Source organism: Xanthomonas sp. NCPPB 3218, assembly GCF_056725185.1.
Map to the genome: position 1 here is coordinate 1,035,154 of NZ_CM161516.1, position 18,606 is coordinate 1,053,759.

19 protein-coding genes are annotated in these 18,606 nt (G+C 67.1%); 10 read left to right on the forward strand and 9 right to left on the reverse strand.

What is annotated here, in order from left to right; translation table 11 throughout:
- Positions 1–153 precede the first annotated feature (153 nt).
- From AC1PLS_RS04390 to AC1PLS_RS04410, 5 genes are all read left to right on the forward strand, one after another.
- Positions 154–1,047, forward strand: a complete 894-nt coding sequence (locus AC1PLS_RS04390) for a TPM domain-containing protein (RefSeq protein WP_184432044.1) — start codon at positions 154–156, stop codon at positions 1,045–1,047.
- Positions 1,047–1,538 carry a TPM domain-containing protein gene (locus tag AC1PLS_RS04395; RefSeq protein ID WP_024938289.1) on the forward strand — a complete coding sequence of 164 codons (492 nt, stop codon included), beginning with the start codon at positions 1,047–1,049 and terminating at the stop codon, positions 1,536–1,538. The genes AC1PLS_RS04390 and AC1PLS_RS04395 overlap by 1 nt, the downstream gene beginning before the upstream one ends.
- A 54-nt stretch (positions 1,539–1,592) precedes the next feature.
- A complete protein-coding gene (gene lgt / locus AC1PLS_RS04400) occupies positions 1,593–2,483 on the forward strand; it encodes a prolipoprotein diacylglyceryl transferase (RefSeq protein WP_024938288.1) in 891 nt (296 codons plus the stop codon).
- The gene (locus tag AC1PLS_RS04405) at positions 2,480–3,274 is read left to right on the forward strand and encodes a thymidylate synthase (protein ID WP_481104248.1); all 795 of its coding nucleotides are present in this window, start codon (positions 2,480–2,482) and stop codon (positions 3,272–3,274) included. Before lgt ends, AC1PLS_RS04405 begins: the two co-directional genes overlap by 4 nt.
- 66 nt (positions 3,275–3,340) lie before the next feature.
- Positions 3,341–3,835, forward strand: coding sequence for a dihydrofolate reductase (locus AC1PLS_RS04410; RefSeq protein WP_154831499.1), 495 nt, complete (start codon positions 3,341–3,343; stop codon positions 3,833–3,835).
- 208 nt (positions 3,836–4,043) lie between these two features.
- Here the strand turns inward: AC1PLS_RS04410 and AC1PLS_RS04415 are convergent, their stop codons facing one another.
- The 9 genes from AC1PLS_RS04415 to AC1PLS_RS04455 all read right to left on the reverse strand — a co-directional run bounded on the left by AC1PLS_RS04415 (position 4,044) and on the right by AC1PLS_RS04455 (position 13,366).
- Entirely contained in the window at positions 4,044–5,003 is a 960-nt protein-coding gene (locus AC1PLS_RS04415; protein ID WP_184432040.1) for a symmetrical bis(5'-nucleosyl)-tetraphosphatase, read from the reverse strand.
- A 28-nt stretch (positions 5,004–5,031) separates the two neighbouring features.
- Positions 5,032–5,415, reverse strand: a complete 384-nt coding sequence (gene apaG, locus AC1PLS_RS04420) for a Co2+/Mg2+ efflux protein ApaG (protein ID WP_039523655.1) — start codon at positions 5,413–5,415, stop codon at positions 5,032–5,034.
- A 36-nt stretch (positions 5,416–5,451) separates the two neighbouring features.
- The gene (rsmA, locus tag AC1PLS_RS04425) at positions 5,452–6,240 is read right to left on the reverse strand and encodes a 16S rRNA (adenine(1518)-N(6)/adenine(1519)-N(6))-dimethyltransferase RsmA (protein WP_024938283.1); all 789 of its coding nucleotides are present in this window, start codon (positions 6,238–6,240) and stop codon (positions 5,452–5,454) included.
- A 113-nt stretch (positions 6,241–6,353) separates the two neighbouring features.
- Entirely contained in the window at positions 6,354–7,322 is a 969-nt protein-coding gene (gene pdxA / locus AC1PLS_RS04430) for a 4-hydroxythreonine-4-phosphate dehydrogenase PdxA (protein WP_184432038.1), read from the reverse strand.
- Between the two features lie 4 nt (positions 7,323–7,326).
- Positions 7,327–8,727: a peptidylprolyl isomerase gene (locus AC1PLS_RS04435; protein ID WP_184432036.1), complete on the reverse strand. Its 1,401-nt coding sequence runs from the start codon at positions 8,725–8,727 to the stop codon at positions 7,327–7,329.
- Positions 8,724–11,156: an LPS-assembly protein LptD gene (gene lptD / locus AC1PLS_RS04440; protein ID WP_024938280.1), complete on the reverse strand. Its 2,433-nt coding sequence runs from the start codon at positions 11,154–11,156 to the stop codon at positions 8,724–8,726. The genes AC1PLS_RS04435 and lptD overlap by 4 nt, the downstream gene beginning before the upstream one ends.
- A gap of 126 nt (positions 11,157–11,282) precedes the next feature.
- A complete protein-coding gene (locus AC1PLS_RS04445; protein WP_046345757.1) occupies positions 11,283–12,191 on the reverse strand; it encodes a histone deacetylase family protein in 909 nt (302 codons plus the stop codon).
- A gap of 37 nt (positions 12,192–12,228) precedes the next feature.
- Complete coding sequence (locus AC1PLS_RS04450; RefSeq protein WP_024938278.1) at positions 12,229–12,786, reverse strand: cob(I)yrinic acid a,c-diamide adenosyltransferase; 558 nt, start codon at positions 12,784–12,786, stop codon at positions 12,229–12,231.
- A gap of 1 nt (position 12,787) precedes the next feature.
- Entirely contained in the window at positions 12,788–13,366 is a 579-nt protein-coding gene (locus tag AC1PLS_RS04455; RefSeq protein WP_184432034.1) for a hypothetical protein, read from the reverse strand.
- A 269-nt stretch (positions 13,367–13,635) separates the two neighbouring features.
- Between AC1PLS_RS04455 and ubiH the strand changes: the two genes are divergently transcribed.
- The 5 genes from ubiH (at position 13,636) to AC1PLS_RS04480 (ending at position 18,537) form a co-directional block, all read left to right on the forward strand.
- Entirely contained in the window at positions 13,636–14,844 is a 1,209-nt protein-coding gene (gene ubiH / locus AC1PLS_RS04460; RefSeq protein ID WP_184432032.1) for a 2-octaprenyl-6-methoxyphenyl hydroxylase, read from the forward strand.
- Positions 14,841–16,022, forward strand: coding sequence for a UbiH/UbiF family hydroxylase (locus tag AC1PLS_RS04465; RefSeq protein WP_184432029.1), 1,182 nt, complete (start codon positions 14,841–14,843; stop codon positions 16,020–16,022). Before ubiH ends, AC1PLS_RS04465 begins: the two co-directional genes overlap by 4 nt.
- Positions 16,023–16,136: 114 nt before the next feature.
- Positions 16,137–16,859 (forward strand): alpha/beta fold hydrolase, encoded by a 723-nt coding sequence (locus AC1PLS_RS04470; protein ID WP_054591364.1) that lies wholly within the window; start codon positions 16,137–16,139, stop codon positions 16,857–16,859.
- Positions 16,860–16,945: 86 nt separating this feature from the next.
- Complete coding sequence (locus tag AC1PLS_RS04475; RefSeq protein WP_104577232.1) at positions 16,946–17,377, forward strand: nuclear transport factor 2 family protein; 432 nt, start codon at positions 16,946–16,948, stop codon at positions 17,375–17,377.
- A 125-nt stretch (positions 17,378–17,502) separates the two neighbouring features.
- Positions 17,503–18,537, forward strand: coding sequence for a SphA family protein (locus AC1PLS_RS04480; RefSeq protein WP_184432027.1), 1,035 nt, complete (start codon positions 17,503–17,505; stop codon positions 18,535–18,537).
- The last annotated feature ends 69 nt before the right edge of the window (positions 18,538–18,606 follow it).

The following is an 18,606-nucleotide window of genomic DNA, read 5'->3' on the forward strand; positions in this document are numbered from 1 at the left end:
GGGAGGGTACTAGGCGAAACCTGTGCGTTATTCATTCACACGAAGCTTCGCTCGCATCCTCATCCGCCCCTTCGGGCAGCTTCTCCCGCAGGGAGAAGCATCAGTCAAGCCAGTGCCGATGACGTGTCAGTGCTAATCAGCCAGGAGTTGCGAATGCGGAAGAACTACATGCAGGTGTTCTGGATGTTGGCGCTGTTGCTGTTGCCGGCCTCGCTCCTGGCGCAGGATCTGGCAGCCATTCCGCCACTGCACTCGCCCGTGGTCGATACCACCGGCACATTGGACGCCACGCAGACCCGGCAACTCGAGCAGCAGGCGCTGGCCTTGCAGCAGCGCAAGGGCGCGCAGTTGCAGGTCCTGATCGTGCCGACCACGCAGCCGGAGGCGATCGAGCAGTACACCCAGCGCGTGTTCGACCAGTGGAAGATCGGCCGCAAGGGCGTGGACGACGGTGTGTTGCTGCTGGTGGCCAAGGACGACCGCCGGGTGCGGATCCAGCCCGGCTACGGCCTGGAAGGTGCGATCCCCGACATCACGGCCAACCGCATCATCCAGGAGTATCTGGCGCCGCGCTTCCGTGAGGGCGACTACGCCGGTGGCATCAGTGCGGCGACTGCGACGCTGGCCGGCCTGATCGAGGGCGAGGCCTTGCCCGCGCCGGTCAGCGGGCACGCCGATGGCGGCGCGGGCAATGGCTCGGGTGGCGGCGGCTGGATAATGGCCTTGTTCATCGGTTTTGTGGTCGCGATGGTGGCGCGCGGCATTCTTGGTGCCCTGCCACGGCCGCTGCGCGCGCTGCTGACCGGCGTCGCCGCCGGTGGCGCCGCCTTGCTGTTTACCTCGCTGCTGTTCGCCAGCGCCGGCGCTGCGGTGATCGGGCTGCTGGCCGGTCTGGCGTCCGGTTCGCCGGGGCGCTTTGTCGGCGGCGGTGGCTGGGGCGGTGGCGGATTCGGTGGCTTTGGAGGCGGTGGCCGCGGCGGTTTCGGCGGCGGCTGGGGTGGTGGTGGCGGATCATCGGGAGGCGGTGGCGCCTCGGGGAGCTGGTAATGCGGTGGCTCAGGCATGTCTTCGCGCCCTCGGCGCAGCGCAGTTTCCCGGCCGGCTGCATGGACGCGATCGCCGCGGCGGTTGCCGCCAGCGAGCGCACCCATACTGGCCAGGTCATGGTGGCGGTGGAAGCCGACCTGCCGCTGGACGCGCTATGGCGCGGGCACACCGCGCGCCAGCGTGCCGAGCAGGCCTTCGCGCAATTGCGCACCTGGGACACCGAAGCCAACAACGGGGTGCTGCTGTATCTGCTGCTGGCCGACCACGCCATCGAAGTGGTCGCCGACCGTGGGCTGCGCAGCCGGGTGCCGGAAGCGCAGTGGGCCGAGGTGTGCCGGCGCATGCAGCAGTTCCTGCGCGAGGGCGAGCACGAGGCGGCGGTGCTGGCCGGGATCGAGGCGGTAACCGAGCTGTTGACCGAGCATTTTCCTGCCGCTGCCGGCTCCCAGCATGAAGATGAGCTGCCCGATCGTCCCCAGCTCTTAGGCTGAACGCGTGCGAGGTGTCAGAATAGACGCCTCGCTTTTTCGTGATCCGCGGTCCGCATGATCTATCTGCACGCCATCGACCCCATCGCCTTCTCGCTTGGACCGGTGCAGGTGCACTGGTACGGGTTGATGTACCTGGCCGCATTCTTCTCTGCCTGGGCGCTGGGGCGCTCGCGCATCCTGCGCGGCCGCCTGCCGGGCGTGGACATGGACGGATTTTCCGACCTGTTGTTCTACGGCATGCTCGGCGTGGTGCTGGGCGGGCGCATCGGCTACATGCTGTTCTATGCGTTCGACAGCCTGCTGGCCAACCCGTTGATCCTGTTCAAGGTGTGGCAGGGCGGCATGAGCTTCCACGGCGGCCTGCTGGGCGTGCTGATCGCCTGCGGGCTGTGGGCGCGCAAGCACCGGCTGCACTTCTTCGACGTGATGGATTTCGTGGCGCCGCTGGTGCCGCTGGGCCTGGGCTTCGGGAGGCTCGGCAATTTCGTCGGCGGCGAGCTGTGGGGCAAGTTCACCGATGCCGGCTGGGGCGTGATCTTCCCGCTTGCACCGGAACTGGCCGGCAAGTTGCCGGCAGAACTCCAGGCGCAGTACGCCGCCGGTGCGTTGAACCAGTTCGCGCGGCATCCTTCGCAGCTCTACGAGGCGGCGCTGGAAGGGGTGGTGATGTTCGTGGTGCTGTGGACCTTCTCGATGAAGCCGCGCGCACGCTATGCGGTGTCGGGGATGTTCGCGCTGCTGTACGGCGTGTTCCGTTTCATCGTGGAATTCGTGCGCGTGCCGGACGCACCGATCGGCTACCTGGCCTTCAACTGGCTGACGATGGGGCAGATCCTGAGCCTGCCGTTGATCATCGGCGGCCTGGTGTTGCTGGCGATGTCGCGCCGCGCGCCAGTGCTGCAGCCGATGCTGGCGCAGACCGCGGGCGCGGAGGCGGCCAAGTGAAGCCCTATCTGGACCTGCTGCAGCATGTGCTGGAACACGGCGCCGAGAAGTCCGATCGCACCGGTACCGGCACGCGCAGCGTGTTCGGCTGGCAGATGCGCTTCGACCTCAACGATGGCTTTCCGCTGGTCACCACCAAGAAGCTGCACCTGCGCTCGATCATCCATGAGCTGCTGTGGTTCCTGCAGGGCGACACCAACATCGGCTATCTCAAGGACCACCAGGTCCGCATCTGGGACGAATGGGCCGACGACAACGGCGATCTCGGCCCGGTCTACGGTAAGCAGTGGCGGCGCTGGACCGGCCCGGACGGCGTCGAGATCGACCAGATGCAATGGCTGGTGGACGAGATCAAGCGCAACCCGGATTCGCGCCGGCTGGTGGTCAGCGCCTGGAATGTCGGCGAGCTGCCGCAGATGGCCTTGATGCCGTGCCACAGCCTGTTCCAGTTCTATGTGGTGAACGGCAAGCTCAGCTGCCAGCTGTATCAGCGCAGCGGCGACATCTTTCTCGGCGTGCCGTTCAATATCGCCAGCTATGCACTGCTGACGCATATGGTGGCGCAGGCCACCGGCCTGGGCGTGGGCGATTTCGTGCACACGCTGGGCGATGCGCACCTGTATTCGAATCACTTCGCGCAGGCGCGCGAGCAACTGACCCGCACACCGCGCGCGCTGCCGTGCCTGCGCCTGAATCCCGCCGTGACCGACTTGTTCGCGTTCCGCTTCGAGGACATCGCCATCGAGGGTTACGACCCGCATCCGGCAATCAAGGCGCCGGTGGCGGTGTGAGCGTCGCTTCACTGGCTGAGTGGTGCCACACATTGATTTGATGTTCAAAGGGATATCGTCCGCTGCATGAAACTTATCCTGATCGTCGCCTTCGACCGCAACAACGCCATCGGCCGCGACAACGAATTGCCGTGGAAGTTGCCGGACGATCTCAAGCGCTTCAAGGCGCTGACCGTGGGCAAGCCGATCCTGATGGGGCGCAAGACCGCGCAGTCGCTGGGGCGTGCCTTGCCGGGGCGATTGAACCTGGTGCTGACGCGTTCGGGGCAGGTGCCGTTCGCAGACATGCAGGCGGTGGCGTCGCTCGATGAGGCGATTGCGCAGGCCGAGGCAGCAGGTGCACAGGAGCTGTGCGTGATCGGTGGCGGCGAGGTCTATCGCCTGACCATGGAGCGTGCGGACCTGCTAGCTGTCACCGAAGTGGACACCACCGTGGAACGGGCCGACACCTACTTTCCACCGATCGACCCAGCCGTGTGGGAACCGGTGCAACGCGCGTCGCATGCGGCCGATGCGCGGCATGCCTTCGCATTCGATTACGTGGACTATCAGCGGCGCTGAGCTCACTTAGCCGCGCACGCACGATGGTGCTGCCGGGGGCATGCCAGTCCGGCGGTTTCGAGACAGCGATGCAAATCGATGCGCTTGCGTGCCGAAAGGCCCAATGTGCAAGCGTGCCAGTCACGTGGCGGATGCAGGATCAGGCTGATTCGCAAGCGCCGAGGCATTACCCCGGCATGCTGCGGCAGTGCGCCGCCACGCCCGTTACTTAGTCCGCAGTGGCAGCGGGCGGGGCGGCACTGGAAGCGGCGGAGCCGGTGCCTGCGTTCGCATTGTCTCCGCCACCGCCGCGCTGGCGTTGCCGGCGGCGCGGTGGCCGGCTGCGCTGTGCGGTCTTCTGCGGCTGCGTGATCGGGATTCCCGGCACCTGCACCACGCGCAGTTCGTCGGTATCCAGCTGCAAGGCGGTGAGCTTGCCGCCCCATACCGCACCGGTATCGATGGCATGCACGCCCTGGGTGATGGTCAGCCCGAGTGCGGACCAATGCCCACAGACGATCTTGAGATCGCGCTCGACCCGGCCCGGTACTTCGAACCAGGGATACAGGCCCTGCGCCTGGGTACCCGGCGTGCCCTTGTCGTCGGTGGCGATGCGCCCGCGCGGGGTGCAATAGCGCATTCGCGTGAACAGGTTGATGATTGCGCGGCTGCGGTCGTACCCGCTCAGGCCCGGCGACCAGCCCGGCTGATCGCCGTACATGTTGCGCAGCAGTTTGCGATAGCCGCCGCCCTGCAGTTGCTGCTCGACCTCGCGCGCATGTTTCTCGGCCATCTGCGTGGTCCATTTCGGCGCCAGCCCGGCATGGATCATCATCCAGCCCAGTTCGCGGTCCACGTGCGCCAGCTTCTGCATCCGCAGCCAGTCGAGCAGCAGGTCGCGGTCCTCGGCCAGCACGATGCGCAGCAGATCCGGGTTGACCTTGCGCTGTTCCTCTTCCGAACGCGCGCCGATCGCCAGCAGCGACAGGTCATGGTTGCCCAGCACCACCACGCTATGCGCGCGCAGCGAATGCACCAGGCGCAGCGTTTCCAGCGATTGACCGCCGCGGTTGACCAGGTCGCCACAGAACCACAGGGTGTCCTGCGCGGGGTCGAAGTTGATTTTTTCCAGCAGGCGCTGGGTGATGTCGTAACACCCCTGCAGGTCGCCAATTGCCCAGACGCTCATCGCGTGCGCTCCATCAGTCCAGCATCCATCAGTGCAGCGTCCTGGGTACGCTCAGCACGAAGGCGGCGATCGGGGCGGTGAATTCGGTGCCATCGTCGGCCACCATGTCGTAATGACCTTGCATCTGTCCCTGCTCGGTCTCCAGCAGCACGCCGGAGGTGTAACTGAACGCCTCGCCGGGACGCAGCCAGGGCTGTTCGCCGACCACGCCTTCGCCATCCACCCGTTCGGTGCGTCCGTTGGCGTCGGTGATCTGCCAATGGCGCGCGATCAGGCGCGCAGGCACGGCCCCCGCGTTCTGGATGCGGATGCTGTAGGCGAAGGCATAGCGGCCTTCGTCGGGGGTCGATTGATGGGCGAGGAAGCGGGGCGACACCTCGACCTCGACCCGGTAGCGCGGATCATCGTGCATGCGGAAAGTCTAAATAAAACCGTGTGGGAGCGGCGCTCAAGCCGGCTCGACATTGGCCAGGCGGATGAAATCCGCGACCTCGAGTTGTTCGGCGCGAGCATCCGGACGCACCTGCGCGGCCTCGAAGTGGGCGGGCTCGCAGACGTTGGACAAGGCATTGCGCAGGGTCTTGCGACGCTGGCCGAAACCGGCGCGCACCACGTCGGCAAAGCGCCGCCGATCCCTGATCTGCACCGTGGCCGGATCGCGCGGCACCAGCCGTACCACCGCCGAGTCCACCTTCGGCGGCGGCCGGAATGCGCCCGGTGGTACCACGAACAGTGCGGTGACCTCGCAATACGCCTGCAGCATCACGCTCAAGCGCCCGTACACCTTGCTGCCGGGGCCGGCGGCCATGCGGTCGACCACTTCCTTTTGCAGCATGAAGTGCATGTCGGCTACCGCACCGGCATGGTCCAGCGCGTGGAACAGGATTGGCGAGGAGATGTTGTAGGGCAGGTTGCCGACCAGCCGGATCGGCGTGCCATCGGCCAGTGCAGTGAAATCCACACTGAGCACATCGCGATGGATGATGCTCAGCGCGCCGATCGGTGCGGCCGCGTCGGTCAGTGGTGCGATCAGGTCGCGGTCGAATTCGATCACGGTCAGTGCGCCGTGCTTGCGCAGCAGCGGAAAGGTGATCGCGCCCTGACCAGGACCGATTTCGACCAGGTGCTGGCCGGCGCGCGGGTCCACTGCCTGCACGATGCGGTCGATGTAATACCGGTCGGCAAGAAAGTGCTGGCCAAGCGACTTCTTGGCCGGTGCGCTGAAAGAATGATTCATGTGCGCAGTTTAACGTGGCAGCGCCTGCACGCGGTGCCGGTTCTGCGCATCGCCGGCACGCCAGACGGGCTGCGTGCACGCTGCGCCCCGTCGATCGGGCAATCAGGTCCCGCTCAGCCGCGTGCCGCCAGGCGCGCGCATAGCTCGGTCGCCGCCATCAGGCTGGAGGGGTCGGCGATACCGCGCCCGGCCAGCTCCAGCGCGGTGCCGTGATCGACCGCCACGCGCGGATAGGGCAGGCCGAGCGTGATGTTGACCGCCTGCTCGAAGCCGCTGTACTTGAGCACCGGCAGGCCCTGGTCGTGATACATCGCCACCACCGCATCGAAGCCGCTGAGCTTCTGCGGCAGGAATGCGGTATCGGCCGGCAGCGGGCCGATCAGCTGCATGCCGCCGCCGCGCAGCTGCTCCAGTACCGGGATGATGACGTCCAGTTCCTCCCGGCCCAGGTGCCCATCTTCGCCGGCATGCGGATTGAGGCCCAGCACCGCGATGCGCGGGCGCTCCAGGCCGAAGTCGCGTCGCATCGCGGCGTCGGTGATGCGCAGGCAGCGCGCCACCGCGTCGGCAGTGATCGCATCGGCCACTGCGCGCAGCGGCAGATGGGTAGTCACCAGGGCGACGCGCACGATGGCATTGGCCAGCATCATCACCACCGGGCAGCCCGCCTGCTCGGCCAGCAGCTCGGTGGTGCCGGTGTAGGGAATGCCGCCGGCATTGATCACCGCCTTGTGCACCGGGCCGGTGACGATGCCCTGCAGCTTGCCGGACAGGCAGTCGCCGGCAGCGCCACGCAGGCCGGCAATGACCGCCAACGCATTGGCGGGGTCCGCGGTGCCGAAACGGGTCGGCACCGCCTGAGGGATCGGATGCAGCGGCAGGTCGCCGGGCGCGCGCGCGCGCTGGTCCGGATCGAGCAGCCGCACAGACAAAGACAGCGCCTTTGCGGCGCTGTGCAGGGTGTCCGGGTCGGCGTAGGCGATCAGGTGGGCATCCGAGCGCGGCCGCTGGGCGAGCCGGACGCACAGTTCCGGCCCGATCCCGGCCGGCTCGCCTGGCACCAGCGCGAGCGACGGGAGCATCGAATCAGCGCGTCGGCTGTGCCGGCGGCGGCGTCGGCGCGGCAGGCGCTGCAGGGTCGGCTGGCTTGGCCGGAGCGGCACTGGCATCGCCGTCGGCGCGGTCGCCGGTGCGGAAGCTCACGTAGGCTTCGCCACGCAGTTCCTGCAGATAGCGGTTGTACTCTTCTTCCAGCTTGCGGCGGCCGATCGTTTCACGGATCTGCGCACGCTGGCTTTCGGCGCTGACGTCGGTCTGACGGCTGCCCACGCGCTGCACGATGTGCCAGCCCGCCTGGGTGCGGAACGGTTCGGACACCGCGCCATCGGCCAAGCCTTCGACTTGCTTGCCGAAGTCCGGGCCGAACGCATCGGCCGGGAACCAGCCCAGATCACCACCCTGGCCACGGCTGTTGGTGTCTTCGGAAGATTCCTTCGCGGTAGCCTGGAAATCGGCGCCGCCGGTGATGCGGGCACGCAGCGTGTCGATCTTGGCCTTGGCCTGCGCCTCGGTCTGGCTGTCGTTGATGCGCACCAGGATATGGCGTGCGTTGTATTCGGTGACCAGCTTCTTCTCGCCGCCGGCATTGGCGTCGCGCATTTCCACTAGCTTGAGCAACTGGAAACCGCTCGGGCCACGCAACGGACCGGCGACCTGACCAGGCTGCATGTCACGGATCAGCTGGGCGAATGCGTTGGGGATCTCGTCCAGGCTGCGCCAGCCCAGGTCGCCGCCTTCCAGCGCGTTCGGGCTGTCGGAATACCGCACTGCCGCTGCCGAGAAGTCCAGCTCGCCCTTGTCGATCAATGCCTTCACGCCATCGACCTTTTTCTGGCCGGTGGCGATCTGGTCGGCCGTCGCGCCTTCCGGCAGGCCGACCAGGATGTGCGCCAGGTGATATTGGCTGCCGGTGGTGGCCTGCTGCGCCAGCGCAGTGTCCACTTCACCTTCGCTCACGCTGATGCGGCTCTGCGCAAAGCTCTGACGCAGGCGCTGCACGATGATTTCGTCGCGCACCGAAGCACGGAAATCGCCATAGCCCATGCCGTCGGCCGCCAGTTTCTGGCGCAGGCCATCGACGGTGGTGCCGTTCTGCTGAGCGATGCTGGCGATTGCCCGGTTGAGTTCCTCGTCGCTGACGCGGATACCGCTGCCATCGGCGCGACCGACCTGCAATTTGACCAGAACCAGACGCTCCAGCACCTGGCGCTGCAGGACATCGTCCGGCGGCAGCTGGTTTTCCCGGCCGGCATACTGCGACTTGACGTTGCGTACGGCGCGATCGAGCTCGCTCTGCAGCACCACGTCTTCATCGACGATAGCGGCAATGCGATCCAGCGGCTGGGATTGCTGTGCCGAGGCCAACGGCGAGAGCGTGCTGGTGAGTACCAGCAGCGAGGCAAGAACAACAGAGAAAGGCTTGGTCATGGAATCAAGTTCGGATCGTAATCGTCCGGATTAGTCGTGGTATTGCTGGGCGGGACCAGGTACAGGTCGTCGCGGTAATAGCCGAGAATAGCACGGCGCAAAGTGCGGTCCGTGTTCTGCCCGAACGAGCTCAGGCCCTTCAGCACGAACTCCACCTGGATGGAGTTGTCCATCTCGCCATTGCGGTTGCGCACGAACCGGCGCACCAGCGCGCGCACCGCCAGGCAGCAGCTGTCCCACTGCACGCCACCGATGATTTCCAGTGGCTTGCGGTCCAGCAGCGAGTAGTAATAACGGCCGACCGCACTCCAGCTGGGGTTGATCGGGTACAGGAAGGAGAAGTCGGCCTGCTTGAGCTGGTCGCTGTCATCGATCAGGTTGCGACGGTAGCGATACGCCAGATTGATGATGCCGTCGTTGTTGAGCAGGTAGCGCGTACGCAGGCTGGCCAGATCTTCCTTGCGCGAATTCGGGTTCCATTGATAGGTGGCGCCCATCGACCAGCGGTCGTTGATCATGTAGTTGGCGTCGGCCACCCAGGCGGATTTGCCCTGCTCGATCGGCTGCTCGCTGCCGCCCGTGGCAGTGTTGGTGCTGTTGTTGATGGTGACCAGCGAGTCGTTGAAGTACAGGATCTGCCCCGCACTCAGCGACAGTTTCTCGCGGCCATCGTCCTGGCGCAGCCAGCGCGAGGTCACTGCCAGGGTCAGCTGGTTGGCATCGTTCTGACGGTCGGCGCCGGTGTAGCGTGAGTCGCGGAACAACTGCCCGTAGCTGAAGGTGAACGGGCGGGTATCGAAGACCGGCAGATCGTCCTGGTCGCGGTACGGCACGTACAGGTAGTACATGCGCGGTTCCAGCGTGTTGAGATAGTTGGTGCCGAATACCGAGGTCTCGCGGTCGAAATACAGACCGGCGTCCACCGATGCGATCGGCAGGCTGCGCGACGGAGAACGGTCGCCGGTCAGCGGCGCGGTGTTGGCCAGCGTCGAATCCAGCTGATACGCGGTGTAGCGCCATGCCACGGTCGGAGTGAAGAACCAGGCTGCGCCGGACAGCGGCATCGAGATATAGGGCTTGATGTCAAAGCGCGAACCGCTGCCGTATTCCTTGTTGCGGATGTTGGTGCGTACGTAATCATCGCCGTCGTCGCCGTTGGTGTTCCCGTCGGTCGGAGGCCTGACAAAGTAAGAGTCGTCGTGGTTGAAACGCACCGCTTCGGCGTACACGCCGGCCTCGAAGATGCCGAATGGCTTGTCCCAGGTGAAATACGCGCGCGGCTGGCGGTTGTAGGGCAGTGCCTGCTCGTCCAGCGTGTAGTCGGTCAGCTGCCAGCGATCGGCCATCAGGCCGGCGGTCCAGGTTTCGCCGGTACCGTAGATGCCCACGGTGCTCTGCAGGCTGGAGGCCGAGCCCATGCCGTTCAGGCGGCTGGTGAAGTCTTCCACATAGCGGGTGTCGCTGACCCAGGAGATGCTGGCGCGCGCCTGCCAGTACTTGTTGACGTTGTGATAGCCGCTATAGAAGACGCTGCCGCGATCCTTGTCGCGCAACTTGTCGTTGGGCAGGTAGTTGCCGGTGATCTCGCCGCGACCGCCTTCGTACAGGTAGCGGAACTCGGTGCCGAACATGAAACCGCGCTTGCTCATGTAGCGCGGCAGCAGGGTCGCGTCGTAGTTCGGCGCCAGGTTCAAGTAGATCGGCTGCAGGTAGTCGAAGCCATTGCGACCGGACAGGCCGAACTGCGGGAACAGCAGGCCGGTCTGGCGACGGTCGTCGATCGGGAACTTGAACCAGGGGAAGTACAGCACCGGCACCTTGCCGATCTGCAGCACGGCGTTGCGGGCGGTGCCGAAGCCTTCTTCGTTGTCGACGTCGATCTCCGGCGCGCGCACGCGCCAGATCGGCTGCGAGGGATCGCAGGTGGTATAGGTCGAGCGGTGCATCTGCCCGACCTGGCCCTGCAGGTCCACCGACTCGGCCGCGCCGTTGCCGCGTCGGTCCACCAGCTGGTACTGGATGTTGGTGACCTTGTGGGCGTCGGTGTCCTGATTGCCTTCGGCGCGGTCGGCCACCATGCGGAAGGAGGTGTCCTGGTAGCGGACATGGCCTTCGGCGATGTAGTTGCCGGTCTCGGTGTCCATGCGCAGGTTGTCGGCGCCCAGGAACTGGTCGCCGCGCTTGAGCGCCACATTGCCCTGGTACTGCGGGGTGGTGCTGGTGCCGGACAGCTGGTCGCCTTCGATGTCGGTCGGCAACTGCTGGCGCATCTCGGCGGCCTTGGCATCTGCGGCGGGCGCGCCGTCGAAGCCTGGCAGCGGATCCACGGCCGGGCACAGTCCCCAGTTCAACGGCTTGTCGGCAGCCATGGCCGGGAGGCAGATGGCGATGCTCAAAGGCAGGGGCAGCAGGCGGAGAACTCGGCGCACGCGTGATTCAACCAATAAAATGGCGACTAGCTTGCCGTATACCCCGCATAGGGGCAATGAAGAGCTCCCTGGTCGGGAGGGCGAGGTTCATCGCGATGGGGGGCGCGAGCAAGGCGCCGGTAGGGTTCAACGCAGCGCGGCCACGTGCGCCACGCTGCTTTCGCGCAAGGCCTGCAGGTCGTAGCCGCCTTCCAGCATGGACACCACCCGGCCACGGGCATGCCGCTCGGCCAGGGTGCGCAGCGCGCCGGTCAGCCAGGCGAAGTCGTCGGCATCGAGCATCAGATCGGCCAGCGGATCGCGCAGATGCGCATCGAAGCCGGCCGAGATCAGGATCAGCTGCGGGCGGAAGGCATCGACCAGCGGCAGCATCTCGTCTTCCCACACGTTGCGGAAGCGCAGCCCGTCGCTGCCTGGTTGCAGCAGCAGGTTGTGAATGTTGCCGATGCCGCGCTCGTAAACGCTGCCCGAGTGCGGATAGAGCCCGGACTGGTGGGTGCTGAGATACTGCACGCTCGGGTCGCGCTCGAAGATCGCCTGCGTGCCGTTGCCGTGGTGGACGTCGAAATCGACGATGCTGATCCGTTCCAGCCCATGCCGGTCGCGCGCATGCGCGGCGGCCACGGCAATGTTGTTGAACAGGCAAAAGCCCATCGACACCTGCGCGGTGGCATGGTGCCCGGGTGGGCGCACGGCGCAGAAGGCGGTGCGGGTGGCGTCCTGCATCACCGCGTCCACCGCGGCGATGCCGGCCCCGGCCGCGCGCAACGCCGCCGCGCGCGAGCCGGGCGACATCACGGTGTCCACGTCGAGCCGGTGGTGGCCTTCGAAGGCGGTTTCCAGCACCGCGTCGACTTGTTCTCGCTCGTGCACCCGGCACAGGTCGCCGAGCTTGGCCAGCGGCGCCTCGCGCCAGTCCAGGTCTGGGAACGCGTCGCGCAGTGCCTCCACCACCGCTTCCAGGCGGGCGGGGCTTTCGGGATGCTCGGGGCCGGCGTCGTGCCCGAGGCAGGCGGGATGGGTAAAGACCAACATGGGGCAAATCTAGCCTTTCCGCCGTGCCATGTGCAGGTCAGCCGCGCCGGCGGTCGTGCCGCCACAGCACTTCCTGCTGGCCATCGGCGCGCGCCAGCACGCGCGCCAGCACGAACAGCAGGTCGGACAGCCGGTTCAGGTAACCGATCGCCTCGCTGCGCACGGTCTCCTGGCGCGATAGCGCAACGGTCTCGCGCTCGGCCCGGCGCACGATGGTGCGGGCCAGGTGGCAGCGCGCAGCGGCCTCGCCCCCGGCCGGCAGGATGAACTCCTTCAGCGGGGGCAGCGTGTCGTTGAAAAGGTCCAGCTGGCGCTCCAGCGCATCGATATCGGCGCTATCGATGGCGGCATGGCCGGGGATGCACAGCTCGCCGCCCAGATCGAACAACTGGTGCTGGATGGTGGTCAGCAGCCCGGCGATCGGTTCCGGCACGCCGGGGGCAGCCAGCAGCACGCCGATGGCGGAATTGGCCTCGTCCACGGTGCCGTAGGCGTTGACCCGCAGCGCATCCTTGCCGGTACGGCTGCCGTCGCCCAGCCCGGTGCTGCCGTCGTCGCCGGTGCGCGTATAGATCCGCGAGAGCCGGTTGCCCATCTCAGCCGGCCTGGGTCTGGCCGGGTGCGCTGGTCAGGCGCTCGGCGGCCACCTGGATCGCCGCGGCTGCGGCAACATATAGCGCGGCGCTGCGCAGATACGGCCCAAGCCAGTCGGTGTAGTTCTTGAACCAGCCGGCCACGGTCGGCTCGGCCACGCTGGCACTGATCCAGTAGAAGCTGCCCTGGGCGATCAACTGGCACAGCGCCACCGAGAGCAACAGCGCCGGCACCAGCCGGGCCAGCGCGCTCCACTGCGCGCCGTGGTACTGCCGACGCAGCCACATGCCGCCGGCCCATAGCGCGAAATACGCCGGGATCAGGCACCAGTACGCCGGCGACACGCAGTAGTGCTGCCAGAAGCTCAGGCCCTGGCTGGTGATCACCAGCCAATCCACCGCCACTGCCAGCAGCATCAGCAGCGGGAACGCCAGCCTGGTGCGCGCGGCCAGATGGAAGCCGCCGATGAAGAACACCGCCCAGGACGCGTCGGGGATCGGCGCGAAGTGATTGATCCGCGTGGCCGCCATCAGGACGGCAAGCAGACTCAAAACCAGGGTGTCGTGCGAGCGAGGAGTCATGCGCGGAGGTGGCCGGATCACAGGCTGGCGAGTGTAGCGTGGAACCCGGCACGCCCGCGCCATTGGCGGCCTTGCGGTGGCCCGCCTGGCCGCCCCCGTTGCTGGACACGACGGACGCAAATCGGTGGGTGCCCGGATGCGTCCTGCACCGGCCAGGGCCGGCAGCGCTCCCTGCGCGAGCAGCCGGCCGCGTCAGACCAGCTAGGGCGCGGCAAGCTGTCCCGCCCGCTCGCGGCAACGGGTCATGGGCGAAGGCTTATCATGTGGCAATGACACATCCACATGACGTTCTGATCGTCGGCGGCGGCCTGGTCGGCTCCAGCCTGGCGATTGCGCTGGACCGCATCGGCCTGGATGTCGGGCTGGTGGAAGCCACCCCGGCCGGCACGCCGCCAGCGGTGTTCGACCAGCGCAACCTGAGTTTTGCCGCTGCCACCGTCAATGCGCTGAGCGTGCTGGGGGTGATGGCCAAGCTGCGCAGCCCCCCCGGGCCGATCCGGCGCATCCACGTCAGCCGGGCCGGCGACTTCGGCCGGGTGCAGCTGGATGCGGCCGATTACGGCCGCGACAGCTTCGGCCAGGTGGTGGTGGCGCGCGATTTCGGCGAGGCATTGGCGGCACGCCTGGACGAGCTGACCCGGTTGCGCCGCTATCGCCCGGCACGCTGCATCGGGGTCGAGCCGGTGCAGGACGGTCTGCGCGCGCTGCGGATTGCCACTGCCGATGGCGAGCAGCGCGTGCAGGCCCGGCTGGTGGTGGGCGCCGACGGCACTCATAGCGCAGTGCGCGAGCTGCTGCATATCGGCAGCGATGCGCACGACTTCCTGCAGACCTTGTTCGTGGCGCGGGTGCGTGCCTCCCGCCCACCGGATGGCACCGCCTGGGAGCGCTTCGGCGAGCACGGGCCGACTGCGCTGTTGCCGCGCGGCGACCGCCATTACGGCGCGATCCACTGCGTGGCGCGCGCCGAGGCCGAGGCGGTGGCCGCGCTCGACGAGACCGGATGGCTGGCCAGGTTGCAGCGGGCGGCTGGATGGCGCGCCGGGCGCTTTGTCGCCAGCGGCGAGCGCAGCGCGTACCCGCTGGTGCAGGTGCTGGCCAACGAGTTGGTTGCCGAGCGCGTGGTGCTGCTCGGCAACGCCGCGCAGACGCTGCATCCGATCGGCGCGCAAGGCTTCAACCTCGGCTTGCGCGATGCACTGACGCTGGCCGAATTGATCGAGCACGATCGCAGCGATGCCGGGGCCGGCGCATTGCTGGCCGGTTACCTGGCACGCCGACGCGTGGACCGCGAGCAGACCATCGGGTTTTCCAGCGGGCTGGCGCGGCTTACGGGGAATCCGGCGCCGTTGCTGCGGCCGTTGCGCAGCCTCGGCCTGCTCGCCACCTCGCAGGCGGCGCCGCTGCAGTCGATGCTGGTCGGCGGGGCGATGGGTTTCCGGGGCGATGTGCCGCAGTTGTGCAGGGGCGTCGCATGAGCCGTCGTGGTAATCGTGATGCCTTGATCGTTGGCGGTGGCGTGGTCGGTGCCGCCTGCGCGCTGGCGCTGGCCGATGCCGGCCTGAGCGTGGCCCTGATCGAAGGCCGCGAGCCCGCGCGCTGGCGGGCCGACCAGCCCGATCTGCGCGTCTATGCCTTCGCCGCCGACAATGCCGCGTTACTCGACAGCCTGGGCGTATGGTCCTTGGTACGCGCTGCCCGCGTGCAGCCGTACCGGCGCATGCGGGTCTGGGATGCGGCCGGTGGTGGCGAGCTGAGCTTCGATACCGACACCCTGGGCCGCGAACAACTCGGCTGGATCATCGAACACGCGGTGCTGGTCGATCGCCTGTGGGCCGCCGTGCATGCGGCCGGCATCGAGGTGCATTGCCCGGCACGCGTGGTCGAGCTGGAGCAGGACGCACACAGCGTGCGCCTGCGCCTGGACGATGGCAGCCGCCTGGAAGCGGCGCTCGCCATCGCCGCCGACGGCGCCGCATCCACCTTGCGCGAGCTCGCCGGTCTGCCGGTGTCGCGACATGCCTACGCGCAGCGCGGCGTGGTCGCCTTCGTGGAGACCGAACAGCCGCATCAGGCCACTGCCTGGCAGCGTTTCCTGACCACCGGCCCGCTGGCATTCCTGCCGTTCGCCGATGGCCGCAGTTCGATCGTATGGACCTTGCCGGATGCCGAGGCCGCGCGTGTGCTGGCGCTGGACGATGCCGACTTCTCGCGCGAGCTGACCCAGGCCTTCGCGGCGCGGCTGGGGCAGGTGCGTGTGGTCTCCGCGCGCACGGCGTTTCCGCTGCAACGGCAACTGGTGGAGCAATACGTCAGCGGCCGCGTGCTGACCTTGGGCGACGCCGCGCACGTGGTGCATCCGCTGGCCGGGCAGGGCGTCAATCTGGGCCTGCGCGATGTCGTTGCGTTGCGCGATGAGGTGCGCAATGCGCTGGCAAGGCGTGCGGACTGGGCCGCCCCGCATCGGCTGCAGCGCTGGGCGCGCACCCGGCGTAGCGAGAACACCGTGGCCGCCTATGGCTTCGATGCGATCAACACGGTGTTTTCCAACGACGACATGCATCTGACCCTGTTGCGCGGGTCGGTGCTCGGGCTGGCCGGCACGTTGCCGCCGCTGGTCGATATTCTGTGGAAGCGCGCTTCCGGCAGCGCGTGATCGCCTGACGGCCGACGCGCATGGCGTCGGTCATGTGTTGGTATGTCGATCCGCTTATAGCGCGGGCAGCATGTTCCATACGACGGGCGCAGCCGGCGTGGCTACAGTCGAGCCATGTCATCTTCCACCACCCGTTCGTCCAAGCCCGGCCTGCTGCTGCTCTGCGGCCTGCTCTGCGACGCCAGCATCTGGCAGCCGCAACGCGCGGCGCTGAGCGATCTGGCCGAGGTGCAGGTGCTGGACTTCGCCGGCTTCGACAGCATCGTGCAGATGGCAGCACACGTATTGGCCGTCGCTCCGCCGCAGTTCGCGGTGGCGGGCCATTCGATGGGCGGGCGGGTGGCGCTGGAAATCGTGCGCCAGGCGCCGCAACGCGTGCAGCGCCTGGCCTTGCTGGACACCGGTATTGCGCCACGCCGCGACGGCGAGCGTGAGCAGCGCGCGGCGCTGGTGCGGCTTGCGCAGACGCAAGGCATGCAGGCGCTGGCACGGCAATGGCTGCCGCCGATGCTGCATCCGGACCGGCACGCCGATGCCGGGCTGATGAACCCACTGATGGCGATGGTGCAGCGGCATAGCGTGCAGACCTACGCCGGCCAGATCGAAGCCCTGCTGGAGCGCCCCGATGCCGCGCCGGTGCTGGCGCAGATCCGCTGCCCGACCTTGCTGGGCGTGGGTCGGCAGGACGTCTGGAGCCCCTTGGCCCAGCACCAGCAGATGGCGCGGCAGATCCCGCACGCACGGCTGGTGGTCTTCGAAAACAGCGGGCATATGGCGCCGCTGGAAGCACCCGCGGCCGTCAGTGCAGCAATGCGCGACTGGCTGCAGGACGCGTGATGGCGGCCTGGTCCGGCCGGCGGCGCGTGCGCTGCCGTCGCTGACCAGGCGTGTCGGTTTTTTCAGCAACACCCCGAGGAGGCTGCATGCCCAACGATGCATCGATCATCATTGCCTGCGAGCAGGCGATTCGCCAATTCGCACTGCTCAATGATCGACACGATCACGACGGGCTCGCCGCATTGTTCACTGCCGACGGCGTGTTCGCCCGCCCCAGTGCGCCGGAGCTGCCGGTGCACGGGCGCGAGGCGATTCTGCAATCGTTCCGCGCCCGCCCGCCGCGGACGACCTGTCACCTGATGCTCAACACCCTGGTCAGCATCCAGTCGCCGACCCTGGCGCATGCGCACAGCAAGGTCCTGCTGTACACCGCTGCAGACACCTCGACGGCGCCGCCCTGGACGGCTCAATCGCCTGCGTTGCTCGGCAGTTTCGACGACGTGCTGGTACTGGAGCAGGGGCGCTGGTTGTTCAAGCAGCGGCTTGGCGCCTTGCTGATGCGCATCGGCGCTGACTGATCGCTGCCTCTAACCCATTCAACGACGCACAGACGGCGCGTTCGCCGCCGCCGCGTACCGCAGCACCGCTTTCCTCCCCCACGTCGCGCCGCAGTCATCCATCCATCGCATTGGAGAATCGCCTAGTGGAACGCGTGAGCTCATCTGCCCGTTGTGCCGTTGCACCGCCACGGTTGCCGTCGTACCGGCGCCGTGTCCTGACCTTGCTGACACTGCTGGGCGCCGGCGTGCCCGTTGCGGCATCCGCACAAGCGGTGCCGGAAACCGCTGCACCGCCGCAGGGCATCAACCTGGGCGGGACGAGTTTTCTCGATGGCTTCGGCTCCTCGACGCCGGGCTGGACGGTGATCGAGTATCTGCGCCACTACGACTTCGACGCGATCAAGGACGCGCGCGGCGACGATTCGGCCGCCTTCCGCGATCCCAAGGTCGGTGTCAGCGTCCTGCTGACCCAGCTGATCTACGTCACGCCCTATCGGTGGAAGCGCGCGTCGCTGAGCCTCAATGCGATCGTGCCGCTGGTCAATTACGACATGTCCTTCGCCGCAGACAGCCCCGTGCAGTTGCGCGGCAACGGGTTCGGGATGGGCGACATTTCCTTCGGCCCGGCGCTGCAGATCGACCCGGTGATGCGCAACGGACGAGTCCTGTTCTTCCAGCGCTTCGCAATCGATGCGTTCGCTCCGGTGGGCAAGTTCGATCGCGATGTCGCGATCAACCAGAGCACCGGATTCTGGTCGGTGGCGCCGCATTGGGCGTTCACCGTGCAGCCCAGCGACAACTGGGAGATCAGCATGCGGCTGAACTATCTCTACAATTTCCGCACCGATCGCGCCGGCGGCGTACCGCCGATCCCGGGATTCCGTTTTCGCAATGGTCAGGCCGGCGATGTGCTGTGGGCCAACCTGGCCAGCTCGGTCAGGGTCAGCGAGCAACTGCGCCTGGGCTTCAACGGGTATTACCTTCAGCAGCTGAAGGACAACCGCACCAATGGGCAGCGTGTGCCCGACAGCAAACGCATGCAGTTCTATCTCGGGCCGGGGCTGTCCTGGCGGCTGGATGCCAACAACCTGCTGAATTTCAATGTCTATCTGCCGGTAGAGGTGAAGAACTCGGTGGCCGGCACCAGCGTCAACCTGATGTTCGTGCATTCCCTTTGACGTGGAAGCACGCACATATCCGCAGCATGCACGCCGGCGGGTCTGCGTGCATGCTGCGGCGCAGACGGA

Bases quoted from the DNA above. Each gene is read 5' to 3' on its own strand.
- AC1PLS_RS04390 (WP_184432044.1), top strand. From the start codon at position 154: ATGCGGAAGAACTACATGCAGGTGTTCTGGATGTTGGCGCTGTTGCTG.
- AC1PLS_RS04395 (WP_024938289.1), top strand. From the start codon at position 1,047: ATGCGGTGGCTCAGGCATGTCTTCGCGCCCTCGGCGCAGCGCAGTTTC.
- lgt (WP_024938288.1), top strand. From the start codon at position 1,593: ATGATCTATCTGCACGCCATCGACCCCATCGCCTTCTCGCTTGGACCG.
- AC1PLS_RS04410 (WP_154831499.1), top strand. From the start codon at position 3,341: ATGAAACTTATCCTGATCGTCGCCTTCGACCGCAACAACGCCATCGGC.
- AC1PLS_RS04415 (WP_184432040.1), bottom strand. From the start codon at position 5,003: ATGAGCGTCTGGGCAATTGGCGACCTGCAGGGGTGTTACGACATCACC.
- apaG (WP_039523655.1), bottom strand. From the start codon at position 5,415: ATGCACGATGATCCGCGCTACCGGGTCGAGGTCGAGGTGTCGCCCCGC.
- rsmA (WP_024938283.1), bottom strand. From the start codon at position 6,240: ATGAATCATTCTTTCAGCGCACCGGCCAAGAAGTCGCTTGGCCAGCAC.
- pdxA (WP_184432038.1), bottom strand. From the start codon at position 7,322: ATGCTCCCGTCGCTCGCGCTGGTGCCAGGCGAGCCGGCCGGGATCGGG.
- AC1PLS_RS04435 (WP_184432036.1), bottom strand. From the start codon at position 8,727: ATGACCAAGCCTTTCTCTGTTGTTCTTGCCTCGCTGCTGGTACTCACC.
- AC1PLS_RS04445 (WP_046345757.1), bottom strand. From the start codon at position 12,191: ATGTTGGTCTTTACCCATCCCGCCTGCCTCGGGCACGACGCCGGCCCC.
- AC1PLS_RS04450 (WP_024938278.1), bottom strand. From the start codon at position 12,786: ATGGGCAACCGGCTCTCGCGGATCTATACGCGCACCGGCGACGACGGC.
- AC1PLS_RS04455 (WP_184432034.1), bottom strand. From the start codon at position 13,366: ATGACTCCTCGCTCGCACGACACCCTGGTTTTGAGTCTGCTTGCCGTC.
- ubiH (WP_184432032.1), top strand. From the start codon at position 13,636: ATGACACATCCACATGACGTTCTGATCGTCGGCGGCGGCCTGGTCGGC.
- AC1PLS_RS04465 (WP_184432029.1), top strand. From the start codon at position 14,841: ATGAGCCGTCGTGGTAATCGTGATGCCTTGATCGTTGGCGGTGGCGTG.
- AC1PLS_RS04470 (WP_054591364.1), top strand. From the start codon at position 16,137: ATGTCATCTTCCACCACCCGTTCGTCCAAGCCCGGCCTGCTGCTGCTC.
- AC1PLS_RS04475 (WP_104577232.1), top strand. From the start codon at position 16,946: ATGCCCAACGATGCATCGATCATCATTGCCTGCGAGCAGGCGATTCGC.